The organism is Myxococcus sp. NMCA1 (assembly GCF_026810205.1).
In the GTDB taxonomy this organism is placed as follows: Bacteria; Myxococcota; Myxococcia; order Myxococcales; family Myxococcaceae; genus Myxococcus; species Myxococcus xanthus_A.
This window is the reverse complement of sequence record NZ_CP113950.1, coordinates 2137755-2158034: the sequence shown is the minus strand read 5'-3', so window position 1 is coordinate 2158034 and position 20280 is coordinate 2137755. Positions and strand designations below refer to the sequence as shown.

Below are 20280 nucleotides of genomic sequence, written 5' to 3'. Positions count from 1 at the left end.
AAGGAATCCACGTTCCAGAGGAATTGGCCTGAATGTCGCTCCTAAGCTCCACACAGCATAGCGTCATCTACCTGCGCCTCCAGGAGCAGATTGGCGACCAGCCGCTCAACACCATCGGCGCGTGGCTGGGCCTCGCTGTTCGGGACAAGCAGACGGTGATGCCAACCATCGGTGAGCAGCTTCGTGAGCTGATTCGCTTCTGCGAGGATGATGGACTCCACGGGCCACAGCCGCTGCTGCTGCAGCTCCTGATTCGGCCCGAGTTGCTCATCCACAAAGAGATCGCGCTAATCGTTGACGAGTTGCAGTGGAAGAAGGCAACCCTCGCCCAGAACGATCCCTTCGGGGAGTGCCTGCTCATGCGCAAGCCGTTCATCAACCGGTCGAGCTTTCGAGAGGTGCTCAAGGACTTCGTCGCGCGAAATCCCATGCGAGAGCGGTTGCTGGTGGTCAACGGACCTCCCAGGACCGGGAAGTCTTACTCCCAGCTGTACATCAGCCACCTCAAAGCTGCGTGCGAGGGGTTTGCGCCCGTCTGGTTCTCCGCCGTGCGAGGGCAAGCGGAGAGCTACACGCCGGACGAGGTGGCACGCAGCATCGTAGGCAAGGTGGGAGGGGACATCCGCCAGATGCCGGTGCAGCGCGGGACTGAGAACCGGTGGGCCCAGGAGCTGTCCACTTGGGTCATCAACCAGCTGAGCCAGCGCTACACGTCCTTCTGTCTGTTGTTGGATGGCTTCCGTGCTGCGCCGCCGGCGACGCACGCGCTCATATTCTTCCTGGCGGAGGCACTGACGTCGAACCTCCACCACGCCGACGGGCGCCTTGTCATCATCGACTATGACCCCGAGACACTCGCCGAGCTGGTTCACGGATTCGAAGAGGAGCGGCTGGACTCCATCCAGAAGGAGGACGTGAAGGAATTCTTCGTGCGTGTCCACCCGGCTCCTACGCCTGAAAATGTGGACGCGGCCGTCGCGAAGGTCTTCGCGAAGCTCACCGTGACGCCCGCGGACGAGGAGTGGCAGTCCGCCGTGTCGAAGGCCGTGATGGAGGTGACGCGTGAGCTCTAGCGAATCGCTGCCGAAGGAAGAGGTGGCGCGGCGACGTGCGCTGCTCCGCGAGTTCCAGGATGCGTCCGCAGCGGCCGAAGGTGAATTGCCTCCGGAGCGGTGGAACTACCGGAAGGCTGCGTGCGTGCTCAGCACCTTCGACCCGGAGACGCTCCGCCCCCTGGGGGGGAGGCAGGGCGAGGGAGGAGCATTGAGGTGGCTGATGGAGGATTGTGAGGTGGTCGCGGGAACGGGCCGCTGGATGTTGAAGGAGTCCGTAAGGCGGGAAGCCATCGAGCGGCTGGATTTTCCTGGAGGGCTGGGTGAAGTGTTGCAGTGCAACCCGGTTGAGAATCCGGATTTGCTTCAGCAGCTCATCACGCATTACTTGGAGCAGTACTCAGGTATTGAGAAGGTGCCGCATGTGATTCGTCGGTGGGAGGTTCCAGGGCACGCGCTCAGGGCACCGAGATCTGAATTCGACCGAACTGGCCTGGAGGATGCTGACGTGCTGGACCGGCAACTCCAAGTTGTTCGTTGGTTTGGCCCCAAGGTCATGGGCCAGGAGAGCCACAACGAGTATGAGCAGAGCCTTCGCCATGACCTAGCTCGGGCGCGTCTGCTGGCGCCATTCCGGAAGCTGGCGGGGGACACCTTCCGCGGCCGCAAGGCGGAACTGGGGCGACTTCGGGCTCATATAGGGGTGCTGGATACCTCCGTGAGGCAGAGACTCTCGGATGTGCTTGAGCGCACCCGGTTATGGAGTGGACGACGCGCTCCGCTGCTGATTCACGGGCCCGGAGGCATGGGCAAGTCGGCACTGGTCGCCCGGTTCATGCTTGAGCACAGCCGGAGTGTTGCATTCGCCTATCTCGACTTCGATGACCCGCATATCAACCTCGACAAGCCCGCGACGCTCCTGATGGAGATGAGCCGCCAACTGGGCCTCCAGTACCCGGGAGCGCCCCAGGAGATGCTTTCGCACTTCGAGGCCCGCTGCCGGAGGGCACTGAACGATGAACGCCAGCGCAGAGCAGTCGGGCTCAGTGGCGATGCTTCGGCGGCGGAGAGCGCCCGGCAGCTCTGGCTGCCGTTGGTGGAGGAGTTCGGGTCTCGGCTCGTAAAGTTGATGCTCCAGGACGAGGAACGCTCCAAACGCTTCCTACTGCTGTTCGACACCTTCGAGGAGGTCCAGTATAGAAATGCTGACCTCATGAGGGAGCTGAACCTCTTTCTCAAGGTCCTCAGCGAGCGATACGCGCCCCTGCGGGTCGTCCTGTCGGGCCGGGCACCCGAGCCTCAACTCGAGGCCACGGACCTGGCCCTTGAGGAACTGGATAGAGTGTCCGCCCTGTCACTTCTGAAAGCGAGTGGCGTGGAGGTGCCCTCCGTCAGGCAAGGGCTGTATGAGCAGGTTGGTGGCAACCCGCTCAGCCTGGTGCTGGCGGCAGAGGTGGTCCACCTGGAAGGTGCCGCAGAGGAGGGCATCCGGGCTCTGACGACGAAGCGCCTCTTCTTCTTCGCCGCGCGGGAGGCTGTGGTTCAGGGACAGCTCTACCGGCGCATTCTGGAGCACGTGCACGACCCCGTCGTGCGGAAGCTCGCGCACCCCGGGCTTATCCTTCGCCGGCTCACGCCAGAGGTCATCCGGGAGGTGTTGGCGGGGCCGTGCGGACTCGGAGAGCTGTCGCTGTCTCAGGCGAAGGCACTGTTCGAGCAACTCCGGCGTGAGGTATCGCTCGTTTCCTTAGGCGCCGATGGTGCCCTCTATCATCGGCCGGACGTGCGGAGCGTGATGCTGGCGCCGCTGAAGCAGGATCAGCCCGAGAAGGTCGCCGCCATCCATGCGGCAGCGGTGCGCTATTACGAGCAACGTACCGATGTTGCGAGCCGCGCCGAGGAACTCTACCACAGGCTGGCCAGCGCTCAGCCCCGTGAGCAGATAGAGCCACGCTGGATGTCCGGAGTGGAGGGCTACCTGCGCACGGCGGTGGATGATTTGCCCGCCGAGGCCCGGACGTATGCGGCCTCCCATCTCGGGCTGCACCTGTCCCCGAAAGTATGGGCCCGTGCCGAGCTCGTGGATTGGGAGCGGCACACGGCACGTCGAGCCAATGACGTGCTGCTCAATGGCGAGCCGCTGTTGGCGCTGGACTTCCTTCGGGTTCGGCGAGAGCGGACTCCCGGAAGCGCGCTGTACTCCATTGAAGCCCGCGCGCTTATCCTCTCGAAGCGCTTCGATAAGGCTACGCGGGTCATCGACGATGGGATCGACAGCGCTGGGTGGGGCGCGGACCCCGTTGAGACGTTGAAGCTGTTCCTTCTCAAGGCCCAGTTGGAGGCAATGCACGGCGAGCGGGAACGGGCTCAGACTGCGCTTGAGGAGGCGGACCTCATCGCAGTGAAGCGCGTAGGAGACCTGGCGTGTCTGCTCCCGCGAATGGCCATGACCTACCTCTGGGGAGTGGAGCAACCCCGCTCGCCACAGTTCCTCTTCGCCAGGAAGAAGCTGTCGGACCTGCTCCTGCAGTTGCCTGAGAGGGACGTGTATCGCGCACCCCAGATCTGCCTGACAGCGATTGACCTCCTGAACAACATTGAGCCTCTGGACGAAAGTGAGCCGCTGAAGGAAATGAGTAACTCCCTTCGTCACTTCCTCTTGCGTCCGAGCACACTCCGCCAAGCTACGGGGCTGTCGGACCCCGAAAAGGGTGAAGAGGCTTCCCTGGACTTTGTCGCGCGGCTGTTTGCCCAGTCCCTCTTTTCATCGCGCCCTGGATACAGAACTCGAGGAGAGCTGCTCGTTCCTCCATCGAAGGCAAACACCAAAGAGTTTGGACCGCTATTCTTCCTGACGGCGTTCGTGGCCTGAGGGGCACTGACATGACGACCTTCAAGTTCCTCACTGACGAGCAACTCGATGCACTCCTGCAGGAGGCCATCAAGGCGAACCTGGCGAACCCGGTCTCACACCAAGCCCTGCTGAGCGGGATGAATCCCTACTTCGTCGGGACGCTTGCGAACGTTCCGCGTCCCATCGACCAGCTCAAGCTGACGCTAGACCGACTCAACACGACTGATGAGTTGACGGACGGCAGCGTGCCGCTGGCCTCGTGGCTGCGCACCGCCGCGACGCTCGCGGGGCCGACGCCGGCCGCGAAGACCTTCACCAACACCCTTGCCGCCATCACCAGCCGCGCTCCCGCAGGCCCCGTCATCCCCCGCGAGCAACTCGCCGAGCGCAAGGAACGCATCGTTCATGAGAACGACCTGTTGCCCTTCGGCTTCCTCCTCGGAGGGCAGAACGCGGGCCGCTGTGTCGCTCGCGCCCTCGTTCCCCGCTTCGATGCGGGCCAGAAGCGCTTGCTCGCCAATGGCGCCCCCTTCCTGTTCAATGGCACCGCGTGGCTGGTGACACCGGACCTAGTGCTCACCAACCACCACGTCATCAACGCACGCATTTCGGGTGAGCCGGAGGCTCCACGTCTCGACCTTGACCGCCAAGCAGCGGAGACGGTGCTCGAGTTCGACTATGACCACACCAGCGCGCCCGTGGACGAGTCCCGGGTTGCGAAGCTGGAGGTAGTTGACCCAGGACTCGACTTCGCCTTGCTGAGACTGGCTGCACCACAGACTGCGCGCAAGTTCCTTCACCTGCGCACCGAGCCCGTGGTCAAGCACGCTCCCGTCAACATCATCCAGCACCCGCGTGGACTGCCGAAGATGGTTGCGTGCCGCAACAACCTTGTCACCTACGTCGCCATGACCGAGTTGCGCTACTTCACCGACACCGAGCAGGGCTCCTCCGGCTCGCCCGTGCTGGACGATGCGTGGCGTGTCGTCGCCCTCCATCGCGCCTCGATTGACGTGAACGATGTGGAGTACCAGGGGCGTAAGTCCGCTTGGGTCAACGTGGGCACGCCCATCGGCGCCATTCTGGCGCACCTGAAGGCACGGCACGCCGTGCTCTGGGACGAGCTTCGCGGGGTCCAGGGCATCCCGGACTGACTTGAGACGGGTGTGTTTATCCAAAACTCAGACGCTGCGTCGAGGCGAGTGAGCGCGACGCGTACGTGGCCACCGAGTTCCTATGGCAGCGAAGAGGGTGGTGCATTGGGGAGGTGGGCTCGGACTGCACTCTGCCGCTGCATGCGGCTGGTCCAACGCTACTCGTTGCAGCCATGGCGGCGGGGCAGTCCGGTCGCCCAGCTCCTTCGTTGAAACAGCTGGATATTACTCGCCTTCGGCCTCTCAGAGAGTTCGAGTCCTCTCAGAGAGAATCCGAGAACGAGTTCGCGCAGTGCTTCATTCGGGGAGCTACTTGAAGGGCCCTACCAACTGGTAGGGCCCTTTTTTTCTACGCCGGCAAAGCTCTCCTGAGCTCCCGCTCAATCGCTGCGAGGTAGGCGTTCGGATTGGCCCGGAATCGACGGCCCAAGACTCGCGCGTGTTGCCGTCTTCGAAGGGAGGCACGCAGATTCCTCCACGCAATGATGTCTTTGGGGGCCAGTTCCGCGCCGACAGTGGGGGCAAGTCGGGTCGCCACTGCGGCGACGACTCGCACCTGTCCGCGCACCACCAGGCCCTCACTTCCGCGGCGCCGGCCCGAGGCCCGGCGCTCGTGGTAGCGGCAACTGCCAAACAGGTGCTCCAAGTCATTGTCCGTGCGAGGCAGGCCGGGTACATCGTAGCAATGGAAGAGGCCGGGCCAATAGCGACGCGTTTCCAGGAGGAAATGCGCCAGCGCCGCGCGGTGGGGGGAGTGGGTGCGTCGCATGGCATGCGCCAGTGCGCCGACAAGGCCGGCCATGCGCCTTTTGACGTGACAGCCTTTCTGGCCGGAGGCATTGGTGAGGATTTCGGCGACACGCTCTACCCACCGGTAGGCCACCTTCAGTGGTGGCCATATCCTCGCCGTCTGCATCAGGCCGCGCCTCAATAGCAGGCGCAGTCGCTTCAGTTCTCTGGTGCGCGCCCCCCTTTTTCTGCCCGGCGGAGACTCGCTTCAATCGCTCGCAGTCGCCGGTGCAACTCCAAACCGGAGGGCTTCAGGGGCGGGCGCCTGTCGTCCGTCAAGGCGCTGCGCACCGCGGCGCAGTAGCCGCGGACGGCCTGTGCTTGGGCGTCCTGGCGCCCTTCGACGGCGCGCTCGATAACCCGCACTCCTCGCACATGACTGTTGATGGTCACCAGGAAGCGCGGATTTCTGGTCATGGACGGCGAGAAGTTCGAGAGCTCTGCTGCCAGGGGCAGCGCTGGGTGCCGCCGAAAAGTTGAGGAGAGGAGCGCGAGCCGGTGGAGTCCGGGGCTGCGCGCGTCCTGAAAAGTCAGAAGGCCCACCAGCGACACCTGGAGGGCCTTCCTGGGGGCGCGCCCTGGTGTGCGAGAGGGGCGAGCCGGTGAGGGAGGGGTAGCGCACTCCGCGGCGCGGCGCCAGAAGTCGGCGCGCACGGGAAGGTGTGCGTGGAGTCATTGCGTCTGGTGGTGTGCGGGCGGCCGGAGTGCCGGAGGCTGTTTCAGCTGTGCAGCCGGTGCGACAGGGGGCAGCGCTACTGCGAGCGCAGGTGCGGGGTGCTGGCGCGTGCGGAGTCGGTGCGCGCGGCCGGGCGGCGATACCAGCGCACCCGAGACGGACGGCATGCGCACGCCGAGCGCCAGGCCGCGTACCGAGGACGGCGGCGGAAAGTGACGCATCAGTCTCCCCCGCCAGGGGCCTTGGAGGTGACGGTGCCGCCCGCGCCGGCCCAGGCCACCACGCAGGTGTCCGCGGAGCCGAGCGCAGCGAGGCCACCTGCGTATGCACCACCGTCCATTCCGGCTTGCACGTCCTGCGGACGCGCCAATCCATTCCTCCGTCACACCACCCTGGCGCGCACCCGAATGGGCCCGCGCTGGCGGCGCTGCCCACCCTGAGGAGGTGGGAGGATGATTGGCCTCGAGGTACGCGCCCGGATTCGCCAGTTGCACTACGCGGAAGGCTGGCCGGTGGGCACCATCGCCACGCAGTTGGGGCTGCACCACGACACCGTGGAGGCGGCCCTGGAGGACGTGCCGGTAGCCAGTGCTGACAGAACGGCGAAGCCCACGGTGCTGGGCCCGTACACGGACTTCATTGACGTCACCCTCAAGGCCCACCCGCGCCTGAGGGCCACGCGCCTCTTCCACATGGTGAAGGCCCGTGGCTACCTGGGCGGCTATGAGCAGGTGAAGCGCTACGTGCGGCGGGTGCGTCCGGGGCCCCAGGCCGAGGCCTTCTTGCGCCGCAATACCCTGCTGGGCGAAGAGGCCCAGGTGGACTGGGGCAGCTTCGGCAAGGTGCGGGTGGGGCGGGCCACCCGGACGCTCTCCTGCTTCGTCCTGGTGCTGGGCCACTCGCGCGCCATGTACGCGCGCTTCTTCCTGGGCCAAACCATGGAGTGCTTCCTCCAGGGCCACGTCCAAGCCTTCGAAGCGCTGGGCGGCGTGCCTCGCAACCTCCTCTACGACAACCTGAAGTCCGTCGTGCTGCAGAGGGCCGGAGACATCATTCACTTCCACCCGCGCATATTGGAAGCCGCCGGCCACTACCACTTCGTCCCCAAGCCCTGCGCCCCCTACCGCGGCAATGAGAAGGGAAAGGTGGAGCGCACCATCCGCTACCTGCGCGACTCCTTCTTCTCTGCGCGCACCTTCCACGGCCTCGACGACGTCAACCGCCAACTGCAGCGCTGGGTGGAGGAGGTGGCCCACCAGCGCCGGGTGCCCGGCGACGCCTCGGGCCGCACGGTGGCGCAGGCCTTGGAAGCCGAGCGCCCCCTGCTGCTGCCGCTGCCCGCGCACCCGCTGCCCACCGACGTGGTGCGCCCCGCCGCCTCCGGCAAGACGCCCTACGTGCGCTTCGACGGCAACGACTACTCCATTCCCGAGGGCCTGGTGCGCCGGCCCCTCACGCTGGTGGCCTCGTCCACCACGGTGCGCCTCCTCGACGGCGCCGTGGAAGTCGCCTCGCACGTGCGCAGCTGGGACAAGGGCGCCGTCGTCGAGGATGCCAGCCACCTGGCTGCCCTGGCCAGGCGCAAGGCCCACGCCCACGAGCTGCGTGGCAGGGACTTGCTGCGCGCACGCTGCCCGCACGCCGAGCAACTCCTCCAGGCGCTCACCAGCCGCGGCGACAACCTCGGCAACCACACCGTGAAGCTGCTGGCGCTGGCCGACAGGTACGGCTCCGCCGAAACCGACGCCGCCATCGCCGAGACGCTCGCTCGCGGCGCACTCGGCCCCGCCGCCGTTGCCCACGTCCTCGACCAACGCAGCCGCAAAAGGGGCGCCCCTCCGCCGCTGCCCCTGGTGCTGCCGGATGACCCGCGCGTGCGCGAGCAACGCGTCCCCCAGCACTCCCTCAACCCCTACGACGCCCTCCTCGGGCGCGACACGGAGCAAGTGTCATGAGCCCCTTGAAGGAACGCCTCAACACCCTGGGCCTGCATCACACCAGTGCCGCGCTCGATGACCTCATTGCCCTGGCCACCAAACGCAGGTGGGGCCCCACCGAGTTGCTGGAAGCCATCACCGAGGAAGAGACGAAGGACAGAGCCCGGCGCAGCGTGGAGCGGCGCCTGTCGCGCAGCAAGCTCGGCGCGCTCAGGACGATGGCCGACTTCGACTGGGGCTGGCCCAAGCGCATCGACAGGACGGCCGTCGAGGGCGCCCTGGCGCTGGACTTCATGGCCCGCCCCGCCAACGTCGTCCTCGTCGCGCCCCAGGGACTGGGCAAGACGATGATTGCTCAGAATATCGCCTACAACGCCGTGCAGGCTGGGCACTCCGTCCTCTTCACCACCGCCTCCCAGTTGCTGCTCGACTTGGGAAGCCAGGACTCCGCTCGCGCTCTCGACAGGCGCCTGAAGCACTACTGCACTCAGGCGGGGTTGCTCGTCATCGACGAGATTGGCTACCTCTCCTACGACGCCAGGAACGCCGACCTCCTCTTCCAGGTGGTGTCGCGCAGGTATGAGAAGAAGCCGATTGTCCTGACGACCAACCTCCCATTCTCCGAGTGGACCACCATCTTCCCCAACGCCGCATGCGCCATCGCCCTCATTGACCGCGTCATCCACCACGCGAGCATCATCAGCATCGAGGGCGACAGCTACCGCAGGCGTATGGCCGAGGAATCACGCGCGGAGCGCAAGGCAAGGAAGAGCTGAGCGTCCCCGCGACTCACCGATGCCCACCGGCCTCGCTCTGCGCCCCGCAATCGGAGCGCAGCGCGGGGCCGTCTTGCGTTGCCTCGACTCGATACCTGCGCTCGCCGATGACCCGATTTCCGCGCTCCGCGATGACCGCGTCGATGACCAGAATCCCGCGCTCTTTGATGACCGCCAACACACATGACTCTTCAGCAACTTCTTGGCGTGCCGGTCCGCGTCGTAGAGGGGGCGGGCCGCCTCACGCAGGTAGTGGAAGTGGCAGAGTTGGTGAGGCACCCCAGGCAGCGCCGAGGCCACCGCGTTGCGGATGGAGCGCTGGCCATCCGAGACGACTCCGGCAATGGGCACCGCCAGCGCCGCTTTCACCTCCAGAAGCAGCGGGGCCAACTCCGCCTCACCACTGCCCAGCAAGCTACGGGCTGCCAGCACCTCGCCGGAGAGGCAGTCGCGCACCACCCACAACACCTCATGGCCCACCTCGGGCTGCAAGCCGTCCATGGCCAGCACCACCCGGCCCTGTTGACGTGTCACCTGCTGCAGTCGCCGGCTGTCTGTCATTCGCAGTGCCAGCAGCTCATCGTACCGGTCGAGTTGGTTGGTGACACTGCGCTCGGAAATGGAGACGCCCCGTGCGCGAAGGACTGCATGGATTTCCGGGACGCTGCGATGCTCGTGGTAGCGCAGTGCCCCAATCAGGGCGATGACGTCCAGGCCGAACTCATGGTCCGGCAGCGCCCACCGGCCCTCTTCTTCGGCACGCACGGGCTTCAAGTACAACGGGCAACCCTTCCGGTGGCACACTCGCACCTGCACCTTGAGGGCGACCACTGCCTCCAGCGTCACCACGTTCCGCCGTGCCCGGTAGTCCGCTGGGGCGGGCCCTCCGCACGCGGAGCACCGCCGTCGATGGTTCTCCAACCCCGCCTGCCTGCTCGCCGGTGGGTGGGCAGTCGTGCGTCCCATGGTGCCACCTCCCTATGGAAGCAACACCGAGGAGGGCAGGAGGTATTTGCCGGCGTAGTTTTTTTTAACACAGGCCTCGCGATGACTTCGTGCTTAAGCCGCTGAATCCCAAGGGATTCTGGCTCGCGGTGCTGAAGAGGGCGCTCTCGGCCCTGTGCCTATCCAAAATTCGGTCGCTGCGTCATGAGTGCGTCAAAGCTGCGTTAAAACGCGCGCCATGACGCGTGAGCGACGGGCACGACGAGCCGCCGGAACCTCTCGCATGCTTGACGGAGGTCGAAAGCACGTCCCGTCCAGTCGTCTCAACGGCTCTTTGGCTGCATGCGGGCGCACCCTTCCACTCTTGCGAAGGTAGGCAGGACGGCGCGGCGGCGGCAGGTCTCTAAGGCCGTTGCTGGAGGGGCCGAGATTCTATGCCGCTCGGCGCTCGTACCGGTGGTGGAGCCCGAAGACTTCCCGCAGCTCTATCACCTTGGCTCCTCGCTCCGGGCCCTGCACCTGACGCCTCTCGGGCGCATCCTTACCGAGCGACAGGTGCGTCCGGCTCGCGTTGTAGTAGCGCTGGTACTCGCGCAGCAGCCGCCGAGCGTGGGCTTCGTTCAGGACGACGACATGGTCCAGCAGCTCCCGACGAATTGAGCCGATGATTCTTTCGGCATAGGGATTCTGCCACGGACAACGCGCTGCACTCAGCACCTCTTGCACCCCCAGATGGGAGAGCGTGGCCCGAACGCCTTCGGTGTAGAGCTTGTCCCTATCTCGGTGCAAGTACCTTGGAGCGCTGGCCCAGGGGAAGGCCTCTCGCAACTGCTGCTTCGTCCATTCCTCCGTCGGGTGCGCTGTCACGTTGAGGTGGAGGATTCGCCTGTCCCTGTGACTCACCACCACGAATCCCAACAGCACTCCAAACGTCGCGGTCGGAATGACAAAGAAGTCCATTCCTGCGGACTCCGCCAGATGCAAGGGCATGAAGCTTCGCCATGAGGGCGATGGTTCCGGCTCTCCTGTGCCTACCCAAAATTCGATCGCTACGTCACGAGCGGCTCAAGGCGAGTGAGCATGGTGAGCACGAGGCCGGCGAGTTCCCGTAGCGGCGAAGCGGGGTCGGAATCACCGACGCACCGCCTACGCCATCTCGCGCGCCCGAGAGACTGCGCGCGCGTGACGAGGGGAGCGCCAAGCTGGGCCCAACAACCGCAATCCGCTCGAAGACGACCGCAGGCCCAGGCGGCCAGCGTCGCGGTACTATCAGCCAGCGGTTCGCCCCTCGCACTGCGCGTCGCCCGTGGTCTGCTCCCCAATTTTCGGACCAGTTGAAGAGTGAGAGAGTCCTCGCGGCCAGGAGGTAGGTCGGTCGTGAGGAAGAGCAGGTTTACCGAGGAGCAGATGGTCCGCATCCTGAGGGAGGCGGAGGCGCCTGGGGCTAGCGTGGTGGAGGTGGCCCGGAAGCACGGCGTCGCCGAGCAGACGCTCTACCGGTGGCGGCAGAAGTTCGGCGGCATGGAGGCAGGCGACGCGACGCGGCTCAAGGAGCTGGAGAAGGAGAACGCGCGGCTGAAGAAGCTGCTGGCCGAGAGGGACCTCGAAATCGAGGTCATGAAGGAAATCTCCACAAAAAAACTACGCCGGCAAATATGGCTTGAGTCCGAGGTGTTGACCTTCTGAGAGGAGGACTGCCATGGCTCGGACGACAGCTCGCCCTATTGCAACTCGGGAGGTGCGGCTCGACAGCGAGCGTCGGCGCTGCGAGGCATGCGGCACGAGGACGCGAGCAGATTGGCGCTCGCGGCGCTGCGTGACGACTCTCACCGGGTGCGTGGGATTGTCCGTCCAGGTACGGGTGTGCCACCGCGAGGGGTGTCTGCTGAAGGGGGTGTCGCTGAGGGCCGAGGGCGAGGGGCAATGGGTGCTGCCGGAGCATGAGTTCGGCCTGGACGTGCTGGCCTTCATTGGGGCGGAGCGCTACCGGGCGCACCGCAGCGTGCCGGAAATCCACGCCCTGTTGCGTCACAAGGGCATCGCCATTTCCGAGCGTACCTGCACCAACTTGCTCGACCGATACGACGAACTCGTCAGCCTCAAGCTGCTCGACGCCAGGCGGCTGCAAGAAACACTGAAACCTCAGGGGCGGGCAGTGCTTGCTATTGATGGGCTCGCTCCTGACGTGGGACACGAGGTGCTTTGGGTGGTGCGCGAATGTCTGTCGGGTCAGGTCTTGCTGGCGCGTCCCTTGCTGTCTGGGAGCGAGCAGGAACTCGCACCACTTCTCGAAGAAGTGAAGCGCGCGCTGGGGCTGGTGCCCATCGTCGGCGTGGTGTCCGATGGGCAGAGGAGCATCCGCAACGCTCTCGCCCATGTACTGCCCGAGGTGCCGCACCAACTCTGCCATTTCCACTACCTCCGAGAGGCAGCCCGGCCCCTCTACGAGGCCGACCGGCATGCGAAGAAGGAATTGAAGAAGCGGGTGCGCGAGGTGAGGAAAGTCGAACGCGCGGTAGAAGGCCGCCAGGATGCTGGCGCCCACGCTACGCGCGCCTACGCGGCGGCTGTGAGGAGCGCCCTCACCGACGACCACCGCCCGCCCCTCAAACCCTCCGGCCTGCTGTTTCGCCGGCGCCTGGAGGCCATTGAGAAGAGTTTGGAGCGGGTTTCAAAAGGGGGGCGTGCCCACCGGAATTGAGCCGTCTGCATGCGGTGCTACGCAACGCGCTGAAGGCAACGGCATGCATGTGGCCCAGCCTGGCACGGGCCTACCCATGGGTAGAGCGCACTGCGGCCATCCTCCGCAACGAGGCCGGCTTGGACGCGGCAGGTGTGCGACGCCGACTTGCCGCCCTGCTGGCCGCCCTGGTGCGCTGGACGCGCCGACTTCACCGAGGAATCCTGCGGCAGGCCCTCGCCCACTTCCTCCTCGAAACGCGCCGCTACTGGAAGGGCCTCTTCCACTGCTACGACGTGCCGGACTTGCCCCGCACCGACAATGACCTCGAACACCTCTTCGGTTCCTGCCGTTACCACGAACGGCGCGCCTCGGGCCGGGTGCGAGGGAGTGCGGGCCTCGTCGTGCGCGGCGCGGTGCGGATTCCGGCCATCGCCTCGGCCCACCTGCTGCCCGCCCTTGACGGCCCTCACCTGGCGCCTGGGGACCTCAACGACTGGCGACTGCTGCGCGCTCAGCTTGAGCATCGGCGCGTCCCTCGCATCATGGGCCGGCGCTTCCGCGCCGACCCGGATGGCTACCTCCGAGACATCGAAGAGAAACTCAGGCCATATTTGCCGGCGTAGAAAAAAATGGTGAGCGCGTCCGTCCGTCGCCGGCAGGTGAGGTACGCCGAGGAGCGAGGCGTGTCGCAGCGCCGGGCGTGCGCGCTACTGCAGGTGGCCCGCAGCAGTCTGGGCTACGTCCGTCGCAAGGAGGCGAAGGACGCGGCGCTGGTGGAGAAGCTGCGAGGTATCGCTCGGGCACGTCCCCGGTACGGCTACCGGCGGGCCTGGGCGCTGCTGCGGCGCGAAGGGCCTATGGTCAACGTGAAGCGAGTGCATCGGCTCTGGAAGAAGGAGGGGCTGGCTCTCACTCGAAGGAGGCCGAGAAAGCGCCTTCGGCTCGGACGGCCGCGGCAGCCGAAGCCCGAGGGCGTCAACTCGGTATGGGCCTGGGACTTCGTGCACGACGCATGCGCCAACGGGCAGAAGCTCAAGTGCCTCACTGTCGTGGACGAGCACAGCCGCGAATGCCTGGCCATCGACGTGGCGGGGCGCATCAACTCCAGACGAGTCATCGAGGTACTCTCGCGCCTGGTGGCGGTGCACGGTCCGCCGAAGTACCTCAGAAGCGACAACGGCCCGGAGTTCATCGCCAAGGCCCTGCGAGGGTGGCTGGAGGCCAGCGGCATCCAGACGGCCTACAGCGACCCGGGCAAGCCCTGGCAGAACGGTACCAACGAGAGCTTCAACGGCCGCTTTCGCGACGAGTGCCTGTCCGCGGAGTGGTTTGCCAACAGGAGGGAGGCTGTCGTCCTCATTGAGGCGTGGCGGTACGACTACAACGAGAAGCGTCCGCACAGCAGTCTGGGCTACAAGACACCCGCGGAGGTCGGAGCTCGCCGTGCCCATGCCGACCCCGCCGCATCATCCCCCGAGCACGGTATCAACAGCGCCGCAGGACTCTCATAACGCGTGGTCCGAAGAACGGGGGCAGAACAGCGGCACAGGCGCGAGCCTACGCATTCTCCCCATCATCATCGTCGTCCGAGGTCGGGTAGGCGGAGACGACCAGGCCCAATCCCCGCTCCGCGAACCAGCGGAGGTCCTCGGGGGTGAGCTGGACGGAAGCAGTGAACCGCGAATGGCTTCCGACCATCATCCCTATATCGATGAGGCAGGTAACGGTTCGCCGCTGGAGTTCAGCGAGCACCGAGGCAATCGGCTCCAGTCGCGCGCGTGCCTCGACGAGGGCAAGCAGGGCTGTCTCCGCTTCGGCGAGGGAGAGCGTGAAGCCTGAATCCTCATGCGCTCCCCGGAGCAACTGTTTATCGCCTCGCACCCAAACCGCGTCGGTTTCGAGGGAGGGATGGCGCTCAAGAAACGCCTTCACGTCGAACGCTGGCGCGAAGGCTCGCAGTACCACCATGTTCATATCCGTTGCTCTCCAGGCGAAAGGGCCCGTTCCCCCCTCCCTTCAGCCACGAGAGGACGGCGGAAGCGGGCCCTGACATTGCATCACCCGAACCTATGCGATCAGCGACTCATAGGGGGACTGACACAGTGACGGCATGATGAGGCAGGGATTGATAATAGGCGGAGCGGGAATGATGATGTCGAGGATGTCCCCCGGGTCGAACGAGTCCCCATCGTCGGGGCCGCACTTGCGCTGATTGCGCTTCTTGTCGGGCCCCGGCCTCTCCATGCGAGTCCATTCCCCGAAGAGCTCCATGGCCTCCTCCTTGGTCAGGTCGGAGAGTTCCATGGCGTTGCGGTGCGCCCAGTTCCAGAACTTCTTGGGCAATCCGTAGAGCCTATCGAACTTCGACATACCATCGGGGTCCACGTAGCGCAAGGGGTTGTTGCCGGCGTATGCGTAGGCTTCGACGGCATTGCCCTGGAGCGCGGACGCGAGCAGGTACCCCGGGGACTGCGCCAGGGGTTCCGGCTGGAGGAACCGTCCCAGGCCCGAAGCGTAGTAGCGCGCGCGGAAGTAGTAGAGGCCATCCGCGTCCGCCTCCCGCCCGGTGAAGGTCTGGGCATTGCCCGCAGCGTCCCCCGTGACCATCGACAAGCCGAAGGGGTCATAGGTGTACTCCGCCGCCACCGTTCCCATCTCATCGGAGAGGGCAACGGTCGAGCCCAGCGCATCGGTGAGGAAGCCCCGCGAGCCCGAGGACGTGGCGCGGCTGAACACCTCATCCATGTCGAAGCCGGTGAGGAGGCTGGCCGTGGTGCCACCACTCTGCTCCTGGATGAAGTTGGGGCCGCTGTAGAGATAGTCCCGAGTAGTGCCGGACACCGTCCTGTACGACCGCCTTCCCGTCGGCTCGTAGCCGAAGGTCGCCAACGTGCCCAGGGCACTGCCCACCTGTGACAACTGATTGCGCGCGTCCCACGTGTACGTCCGGGCTCCGTCGGACATGACGTTGCCGTTGGCGTCGTGAGCCAACGTACCGCCCTGCCAACTCACGAGCTGGTTCGCGGCGTCGTACACGGCCCCCGTGAAGCTCGCGGGCAGGAGGGTGCGGGCATACGTCCCGCCCACGGAGGTGGGGTTGCCATCCGCGTCGTAGGCGTAGGTCAAGTCCCCCAGGACCGTGGCGCCCTTCGAGAATTCGATGCGAGACGGGCGGCCCGTCGCGCCATAGGAGTAGGCCTGGGTGACGCCTCCCGGAAGTGTGGTCGTCGCCCGCCGGCCTGACGCGTCGTAGGTGAAGGACACCACGCGGCTGCCCTGGGTGATGCTCGTCAGGCGGTCCGCGTCGTCATAGCCGTACGTCACCAGTGTCTGCCCGGTCGCAGCGAGGCTCGTCTTGCGACCCGCGGCATCGTACGTGGAATCCACCGTGCCGTTGGCGGACTCCTCCCGGGTGAGCCGCCCCAGGCCGTCGTACGTCCGAACCATCACGGGTCCCAGGCTGTCCTCCAAGCGGATGCGCAGGCCTCCATTCTCATAGGTGAGCCCGATGGTGCTGGAGTAGGCCCCAGGCGAAGACGCGGTGGCCCCGAACCCCTGCGACACGAGTCGGCCGGCAGAGTCATAGGCCCAGCCTCGGACTTGGCCCTTGCGGTCGCGGTAGGTGCTCGGACGGCCCGCCGAGTCGTAGCCATAGGCCTCCGTGCGCCCGAGCGGGTCCATCTGCTCGGCCAGCAACCCCATGCTGTTGTAGACGTACTGGGTCAGGTGTCCACGAGCATCCTTCGAGGAGACCATCCGCCCCGAATCGTCGTAGGCGAACTCGACGGACTGCCCACGGGCATCGGTGTACCGCAGCAGGCGGTCCCGGCCGTCGTACGCGTACCGGTCCACGTAGCCGCCGGGGCTGCGCCGCGCGATGAGACGGCCCAGGGCATCGTGGGAGAACTCCGTCATCTGACCGGCGCCGTTCGTCACCGCGATGAGGTCCGGACCTTCATGCGTATAGGTGAGGGGCGCGTCGATGCCTACCTTCACTGTGAGCAGGCGGCCCAGCGAGTCATGGGTGTACGCCAGGGTCCGTCCCATCGCGTCCTCGATGCGGGACACGTTGTTGCGGGCGTCGTACTGGTACGTGGTGATGTGGCCGAGCGCGTCCTGGACGGTCTTGAGCTGATGGGTCGGCGTATATGTGTATTGCGTCGACACCGCCTGAGGCGTGCCCGCGAGACGGGTCACCTTCGTGACGTTGCCCCAACTGTCGTGCGTGTATTCGGTGCGCCGCCCCAGCGGGTCGATGACCGCCTTGCGCCGGCCATTGCTCAAATCCAGCTCAAAGCTCGTCGTGCGCTGCTCGGGCGTGCCCAGCGGATACACGTCATAGATGACGTAGCCCGAATAGAACGTCACCCGCCGCGTCTGCCCGGAGCGATCCTTGATGTCCGCAACGTTGACCTGGTCGCCCTCGCGCACGTTGCAGGGGCCGTTGGGCAGGCATTGGGCAATCATCGACATCACGAAGGTGAACTCGTACGTGCTGCCGTCCGCCAGCGTCTGCTTAGAGATGCGGCCCTTCGTCCCGTACTCGTTCTGGACGACGAGCCGGTCCTCCGCGTCCACCACGGTCTCCATGTAGTTGCTGGTGTTGTATGTGTACTTGCGGACGGCCCCCGTCGCATCCGTGACGTGGGTCAGCCTGCCCTGGGGGTCATAGACATACGCGACGGTCCTGCCGGTGTGGTCCTTCGCCTGGAGGGCCAACCCCGTCTGAGTGCCCATGCCGTTGGTGAACTCCACATAGCGGCCTGAAGGCCCGGTGACGCGGGTGATGGGGCCGGAGATTCCACTCTGGCGCGTGAGGGTCACGACGTTGCCGTTGCGGTCCGTCATCCGCTCCAGCCGGTGGGCATGGTTGAACGTCCAGCGGCGGCCGTCACGGAAGCTCAGGTCCCAGCCCTGCAACTCGGTGTTGAAGACGATGCGCGAGCCGGCCCACGGGCCCGGGTACGTCGTGGCGAAGACCGCCGACGGGGCATCCGTCCCAGGCGAGATGCGCTCATAGCGGATGCGCGTGCCGTCAGGGTTGACCAACTCGTACTCGGTGAAAGCGCTCGAGGACCGCCAGAGGAACCTCTCGTAGTCGCTGGTCATGCCGACGCCGAACTGCCGGCGCGTCAGGTCCAGCGAACGGTAGGTGCGCTCCACGCGCAGGGGGATGAGGTCCGCGACGGAGAGGTCCACCTCGCGGAAGAGGAACTGGCCGGAGGAGAGCTGGACGGGGTCTCCGCCCGTCAGGCTGCCGGGGCTGCCGGCGGAGCCACCACCGCAGTCGCCTCCACCGCCCTCCCCTCCCCCACCGAGGCCGCAGCACTCGGTGTTGCAGCCACCGCCCACGGGAGGCGGCGGCGCGTCCGGGTTGGTGAAGCCCGCGCCGACGAAGCCATACAGGGCCACCCCGTCATCGGGAATCACCTGGCGACCGTCCGCGCTGACACTGCCCAGGCCGTAGGCATGCCAGCCGCTGCCATTGGCGTCGTAGTTCCAGAAGTTGGCGCGCGCCCCGGGCAGCTCGCCCCGGTAGTTGGCGTAGTACAGCTTCGCGCCGCTGAAGCCCGGCGTCAGGCCCTCGAAGCGAGCATCCCCCGGCTGGAGCGTGAAGTACAGCGGCATGTCCAGATTGGGCAGCGGGAAGGGAGTCTGGTTGATGGGCAGCGGAGTGATGTTGATTTCGGTGAGCAGGTTGCCCGCGCGGTCGCGCACCACCGTGCCCGGAGGCAGCCGCAACTCCAGTCCGGGGATGGCGGGCGTCGTCACCGCGACCTCCTCCGTCGTAGGGCTGGGGATTGAGACGGTACCCTGCGGGTCCAACCGGGGCATCCACACCGTGTGGCCAAGGGGATTGGTGACGCCGTCCTTCACGTCCACGTGCATGAAGAAGAGGCCGTAGCGGACGTCGCCGTGATTGGCCGTCTGGCCATTGACCTCCAGCGTCTGGCTGCCCGGCTTGAGTCCCTCCACGAGGAAGCGTCCCTTCACGTCCGTCACCGTGGCCACGCCACGCACCACGATGCGGACACCCGCCAGCGGCTGGCCATTGAGGCGCAGCACGCGCCCGGAGAGGGCGGTGATACCCGGCGCCGCAGTAAGCGGCTCCACGGCCTCCACCTGGGGCTCGCTCGAACGCCAGTCCCCCGTGAGGTGCTCCGGCCCCGGCAGCCAGGTCTCCCCATCATCGAAGAAGGGACGCTCGGGCGCGCGCCACGCATAACGCCCATCCGGCAGCCGCAGCTCCGTGGCCCGCAGGGAGGCCACGGGCTGGGCCTTCGCCTGCGCGCGGCTCGACTTCGGCCGGGGGAGGCGCGCGTCCGGGCGTGCCTCTCCCGGAGCCAGGCTCGCGGTGGTGAAGCCCACCGTGGTGAGCGGCAGCTCCAGGCCGCCCTCGCCCTTCAGCCCCTGCGCGTAGAGCGTGTACGCCGTCGCAGGCAGCAGCGACTGCGTGGGAAGGAAGAAGAGCAGCCGTCCGCCCTCCGCGAGCGTGTGACGCCCCTCCACCGCGCCCACCGGTCCCATCAGGCTGACTGTGCTCCCGCTGACCTCGGACACGGGCTGGCTCAGGCGCACGGCCAGCAGGGTATTCACGGGCACCGAGATGGCCCGGTCCGCGGGCAGCGAGCCCGCCACCGCGAGCGCGGCGTCCGGCTTGGGCAGTCGCTCCAGTTCGGCGGCGTCCACCCGGAGGAACATCTCCCGCGCCGGGTCGAAGAGCTCCGCGGTGGGTGTCGCGCCCGGCGCATCCCCGCCCCACAACAGCACCCGGCCATCCGGCAGCAGCACGGCCGCGTGGCCAGCGCGGGCCACCTGCATGCGGGAGGGCAGCCGCGTCACCTGGAGCGTGCGCGGGTCCATGAGTTCGGCGGTGTCGCTGTCACGCGCGGCGGACGTCTCGCCACCGGTGATGAGCACCCGCCCATCCGTCAGCACCGTGGCCACGTGCCGAGCACGCGGCTCCAGCCGGAGCGCTTCCTCGTCCGCGAAGGCGCGGCGCTCCAGCGAGAACCACTCGGAGGTCGCGACCAGGCGCCCAGAGGCGTCCCGGCCTCCTGTCACCAGGATCCGGCCATCCGGGAGCACCGTCGCGGTCGCGTGGGAGCGCGCGTGCCGGAGGCCCGGCATCAGCGGCTCCAGGGCCCCATCTACGCCCTGGATGACGGCGTCGCGCGAGGAGGTCTCGCCGCCCAGCAGCAGCCAGCGCCCGTCCGACAGGCGCGCCGCGCCACGACCTTCTTGCCGAGGGAACCAGTCCACGGTCAGCGGCCGCACGAGCGCGTCCGGCACCGCCGCGAAGGGAGCTTCTTCCGCGCAGCCACCCATCACGCCCATCAGGGCGAAGCAGGCGGCCGCGAACACACGTCTGGCTCGATGCATGGTCTTTCCAGGTTGAATCAAGGAGGAATGG

At 66.4% G+C, this 20280-nt stretch carries 10 protein-coding genes and 3 pseudogenes; 8 read left to right on the top strand and 5 right to left on the bottom strand.

From position 1 onward, the window contains the following. Nucleotides 1–32 precede the first annotated feature (32 nt). Genes OZ403_RS09155 through OZ403_RS09145 form a run of 3 tightly spaced genes read left to right on the top strand, consistent with a single transcriptional unit; the run spans nt 33 to nt 5060 of the window. A complete protein-coding gene (locus OZ403_RS09155; protein WP_268783948.1) occupies nt 33–1073 on the top strand; it encodes a hypothetical protein in 1041 nt (346 codons plus the stop codon). Then, nucleotides 1063–3924: an ATP-binding protein gene (locus OZ403_RS09150; RefSeq protein ID WP_268783947.1), complete on the top strand. Its 2862-nt coding sequence runs from the start codon at nt 1063–1065 to the stop codon at nt 3922–3924. Before OZ403_RS09155 ends, OZ403_RS09150 begins: the two co-directional genes overlap by 11 nt. A gap of 11 nt (nt 3925–3935) precedes the next feature. Continuing rightward, nucleotides 3936–5060 carry a trypsin-like peptidase domain-containing protein gene (locus OZ403_RS09145; RefSeq protein ID WP_268783946.1) on the top strand — a complete coding sequence of 375 codons (1125 nt, stop codon included), beginning with the start codon at nt 3936–3938 and terminating at the stop codon, nt 5058–5060. A 349-nt stretch (nt 5061–5409) separates the two neighbouring features. Here OZ403_RS09145 and OZ403_RS09140 read toward each other — a convergent pair whose 3' ends face one another. Continuing rightward, a complete protein-coding gene (locus OZ403_RS09140) occupies nt 5410–5976 on the bottom strand; it encodes a hypothetical protein (RefSeq protein ID WP_268783945.1) in 567 nt (188 codons plus the stop codon). A 1001-nt stretch (nt 5977–6977) separates the two neighbouring features. Between OZ403_RS09140 and istA the strand changes: the two genes are divergently transcribed. Both istA and istB read left to right on the top strand, forming a co-directional pair. Continuing rightward, nucleotides 6978–8480, top strand: a complete 1503-nt coding sequence (gene istA / locus OZ403_RS09135) for an IS21 family transposase (RefSeq protein ID WP_268781592.1) — start codon at nt 6978–6980, stop codon at nt 8478–8480. After that, nucleotides 8477–9238 carry an IS21-like element helper ATPase IstB gene (gene istB, locus OZ403_RS09130; protein WP_140876531.1) on the top strand — a complete coding sequence of 254 codons (762 nt, stop codon included), beginning with the start codon at nt 8477–8479 and terminating at the stop codon, nt 9236–9238. Before istA ends, istB begins: the two co-directional genes overlap by 4 nt. A gap of 180 nt (nt 9239–9418) precedes the next feature. Here the strand turns inward: istB and OZ403_RS09125 are convergent. Together OZ403_RS09125 and OZ403_RS09120 are read right to left on the bottom strand one after the other, a co-directional pair. Next, a pseudogene (locus OZ403_RS09125) lies at nt 9419–10087 on the bottom strand (ISNCY family transposase); the annotation flags it as partial. A gap of 528 nt (nt 10088–10615) precedes the next feature. Next, a complete protein-coding gene (locus tag OZ403_RS09120) occupies nt 10616–11143 on the bottom strand; it encodes an integrase core domain-containing protein (RefSeq protein WP_268783944.1) in 528 nt (175 codons plus the stop codon). 417 nt (nt 11144–11560) lie between these two features. Here OZ403_RS09120 and OZ403_RS09115 point away from each other — a divergent pair. The 3 genes and pseudogenes from OZ403_RS09115 to OZ403_RS09105 form a co-directional block, all read left to right on the top strand. Then, a pseudogene (locus OZ403_RS09115) lies at nt 11561–11839 on the top strand (transposase); the annotation flags it as partial. Between the two features lie 43 nt (nt 11840–11882). Continuing rightward, nucleotides 11883–13489 (top strand): transposase gene (locus OZ403_RS39680; RefSeq protein WP_268781586.1). Its coding sequence is split into 2 segments (ribosomal slippage): nt 11883–12855 and nt 12855–13489, totalling 1608 coding nucleotides; the frame shifts between segments, so codons are not numbered across the junction. Further along, nucleotides 13490–14377 (top strand): annotated as a pseudogene (locus OZ403_RS09105) (IS3 family transposase); the annotation flags it as partial. Between the two features lie 46 nt (nt 14378–14423). Here the strand turns inward: OZ403_RS09105 and OZ403_RS09100 are convergent. Together OZ403_RS09100 and OZ403_RS09095 are read right to left on the bottom strand one after the other, a co-directional pair. Further along, nucleotides 14424–14834: a hypothetical protein gene (locus OZ403_RS09100; protein ID WP_268783942.1), complete on the bottom strand. Its 411-nt coding sequence runs from the start codon at nt 14832–14834 to the stop codon at nt 14424–14426. Nucleotides 14835–14933: 99 nt separating this feature from the next. Beyond that, nucleotides 14934–20249: an RHS repeat-associated core domain-containing protein gene (locus OZ403_RS09095; protein ID WP_268783941.1), complete on the bottom strand. Its 5316-nt coding sequence runs from the start codon at nt 20247–20249 to the stop codon at nt 14934–14936. Between the last annotated feature and the right edge of the window lie 31 nt (nt 20250–20280).

Coding starts and splice junctions, on each gene's coding strand:
- OZ403_RS09120 (WP_268783944.1), bottom strand. CDS start 11,143: ATGGACTTCTTTGTCATTCCGACCGCGACGTTTGGAGTGCTGTTGGGA.
- istB (WP_140876531.1), top strand. CDS start 8,477: ATGAGCCCCTTGAAGGAACGCCTCAACACCCTGGGCCTGCATCACACC.
- OZ403_RS09100 (WP_268783942.1), bottom strand. CDS start 14,834: ATGGTGGTACTGCGAGCCTTCGCGCCAGCGTTCGACGTGAAGGCGTTT.
- OZ403_RS09155 (WP_268783948.1), top strand. CDS start 33: ATGTCGCTCCTAAGCTCCACACAGCATAGCGTCATCTACCTGCGCCTC.
- OZ403_RS09095 (WP_268783941.1), bottom strand. CDS start 20,249: ATGCATCGAGCCAGACGTGTGTTCGCGGCCGCCTGCTTCGCCCTGATG.
- OZ403_RS09140 (WP_268783945.1), bottom strand. CDS start 5,976: ATGCAGACGGCGAGGATATGGCCACCACTGAAGGTGGCCTACCGGTGG.
- OZ403_RS09145 (WP_268783946.1), top strand. CDS start 3,936: ATGACGACCTTCAAGTTCCTCACTGACGAGCAACTCGATGCACTCCTG.
- istA (WP_268781592.1), top strand. CDS start 6,978: ATGATTGGCCTCGAGGTACGCGCCCGGATTCGCCAGTTGCACTACGCG.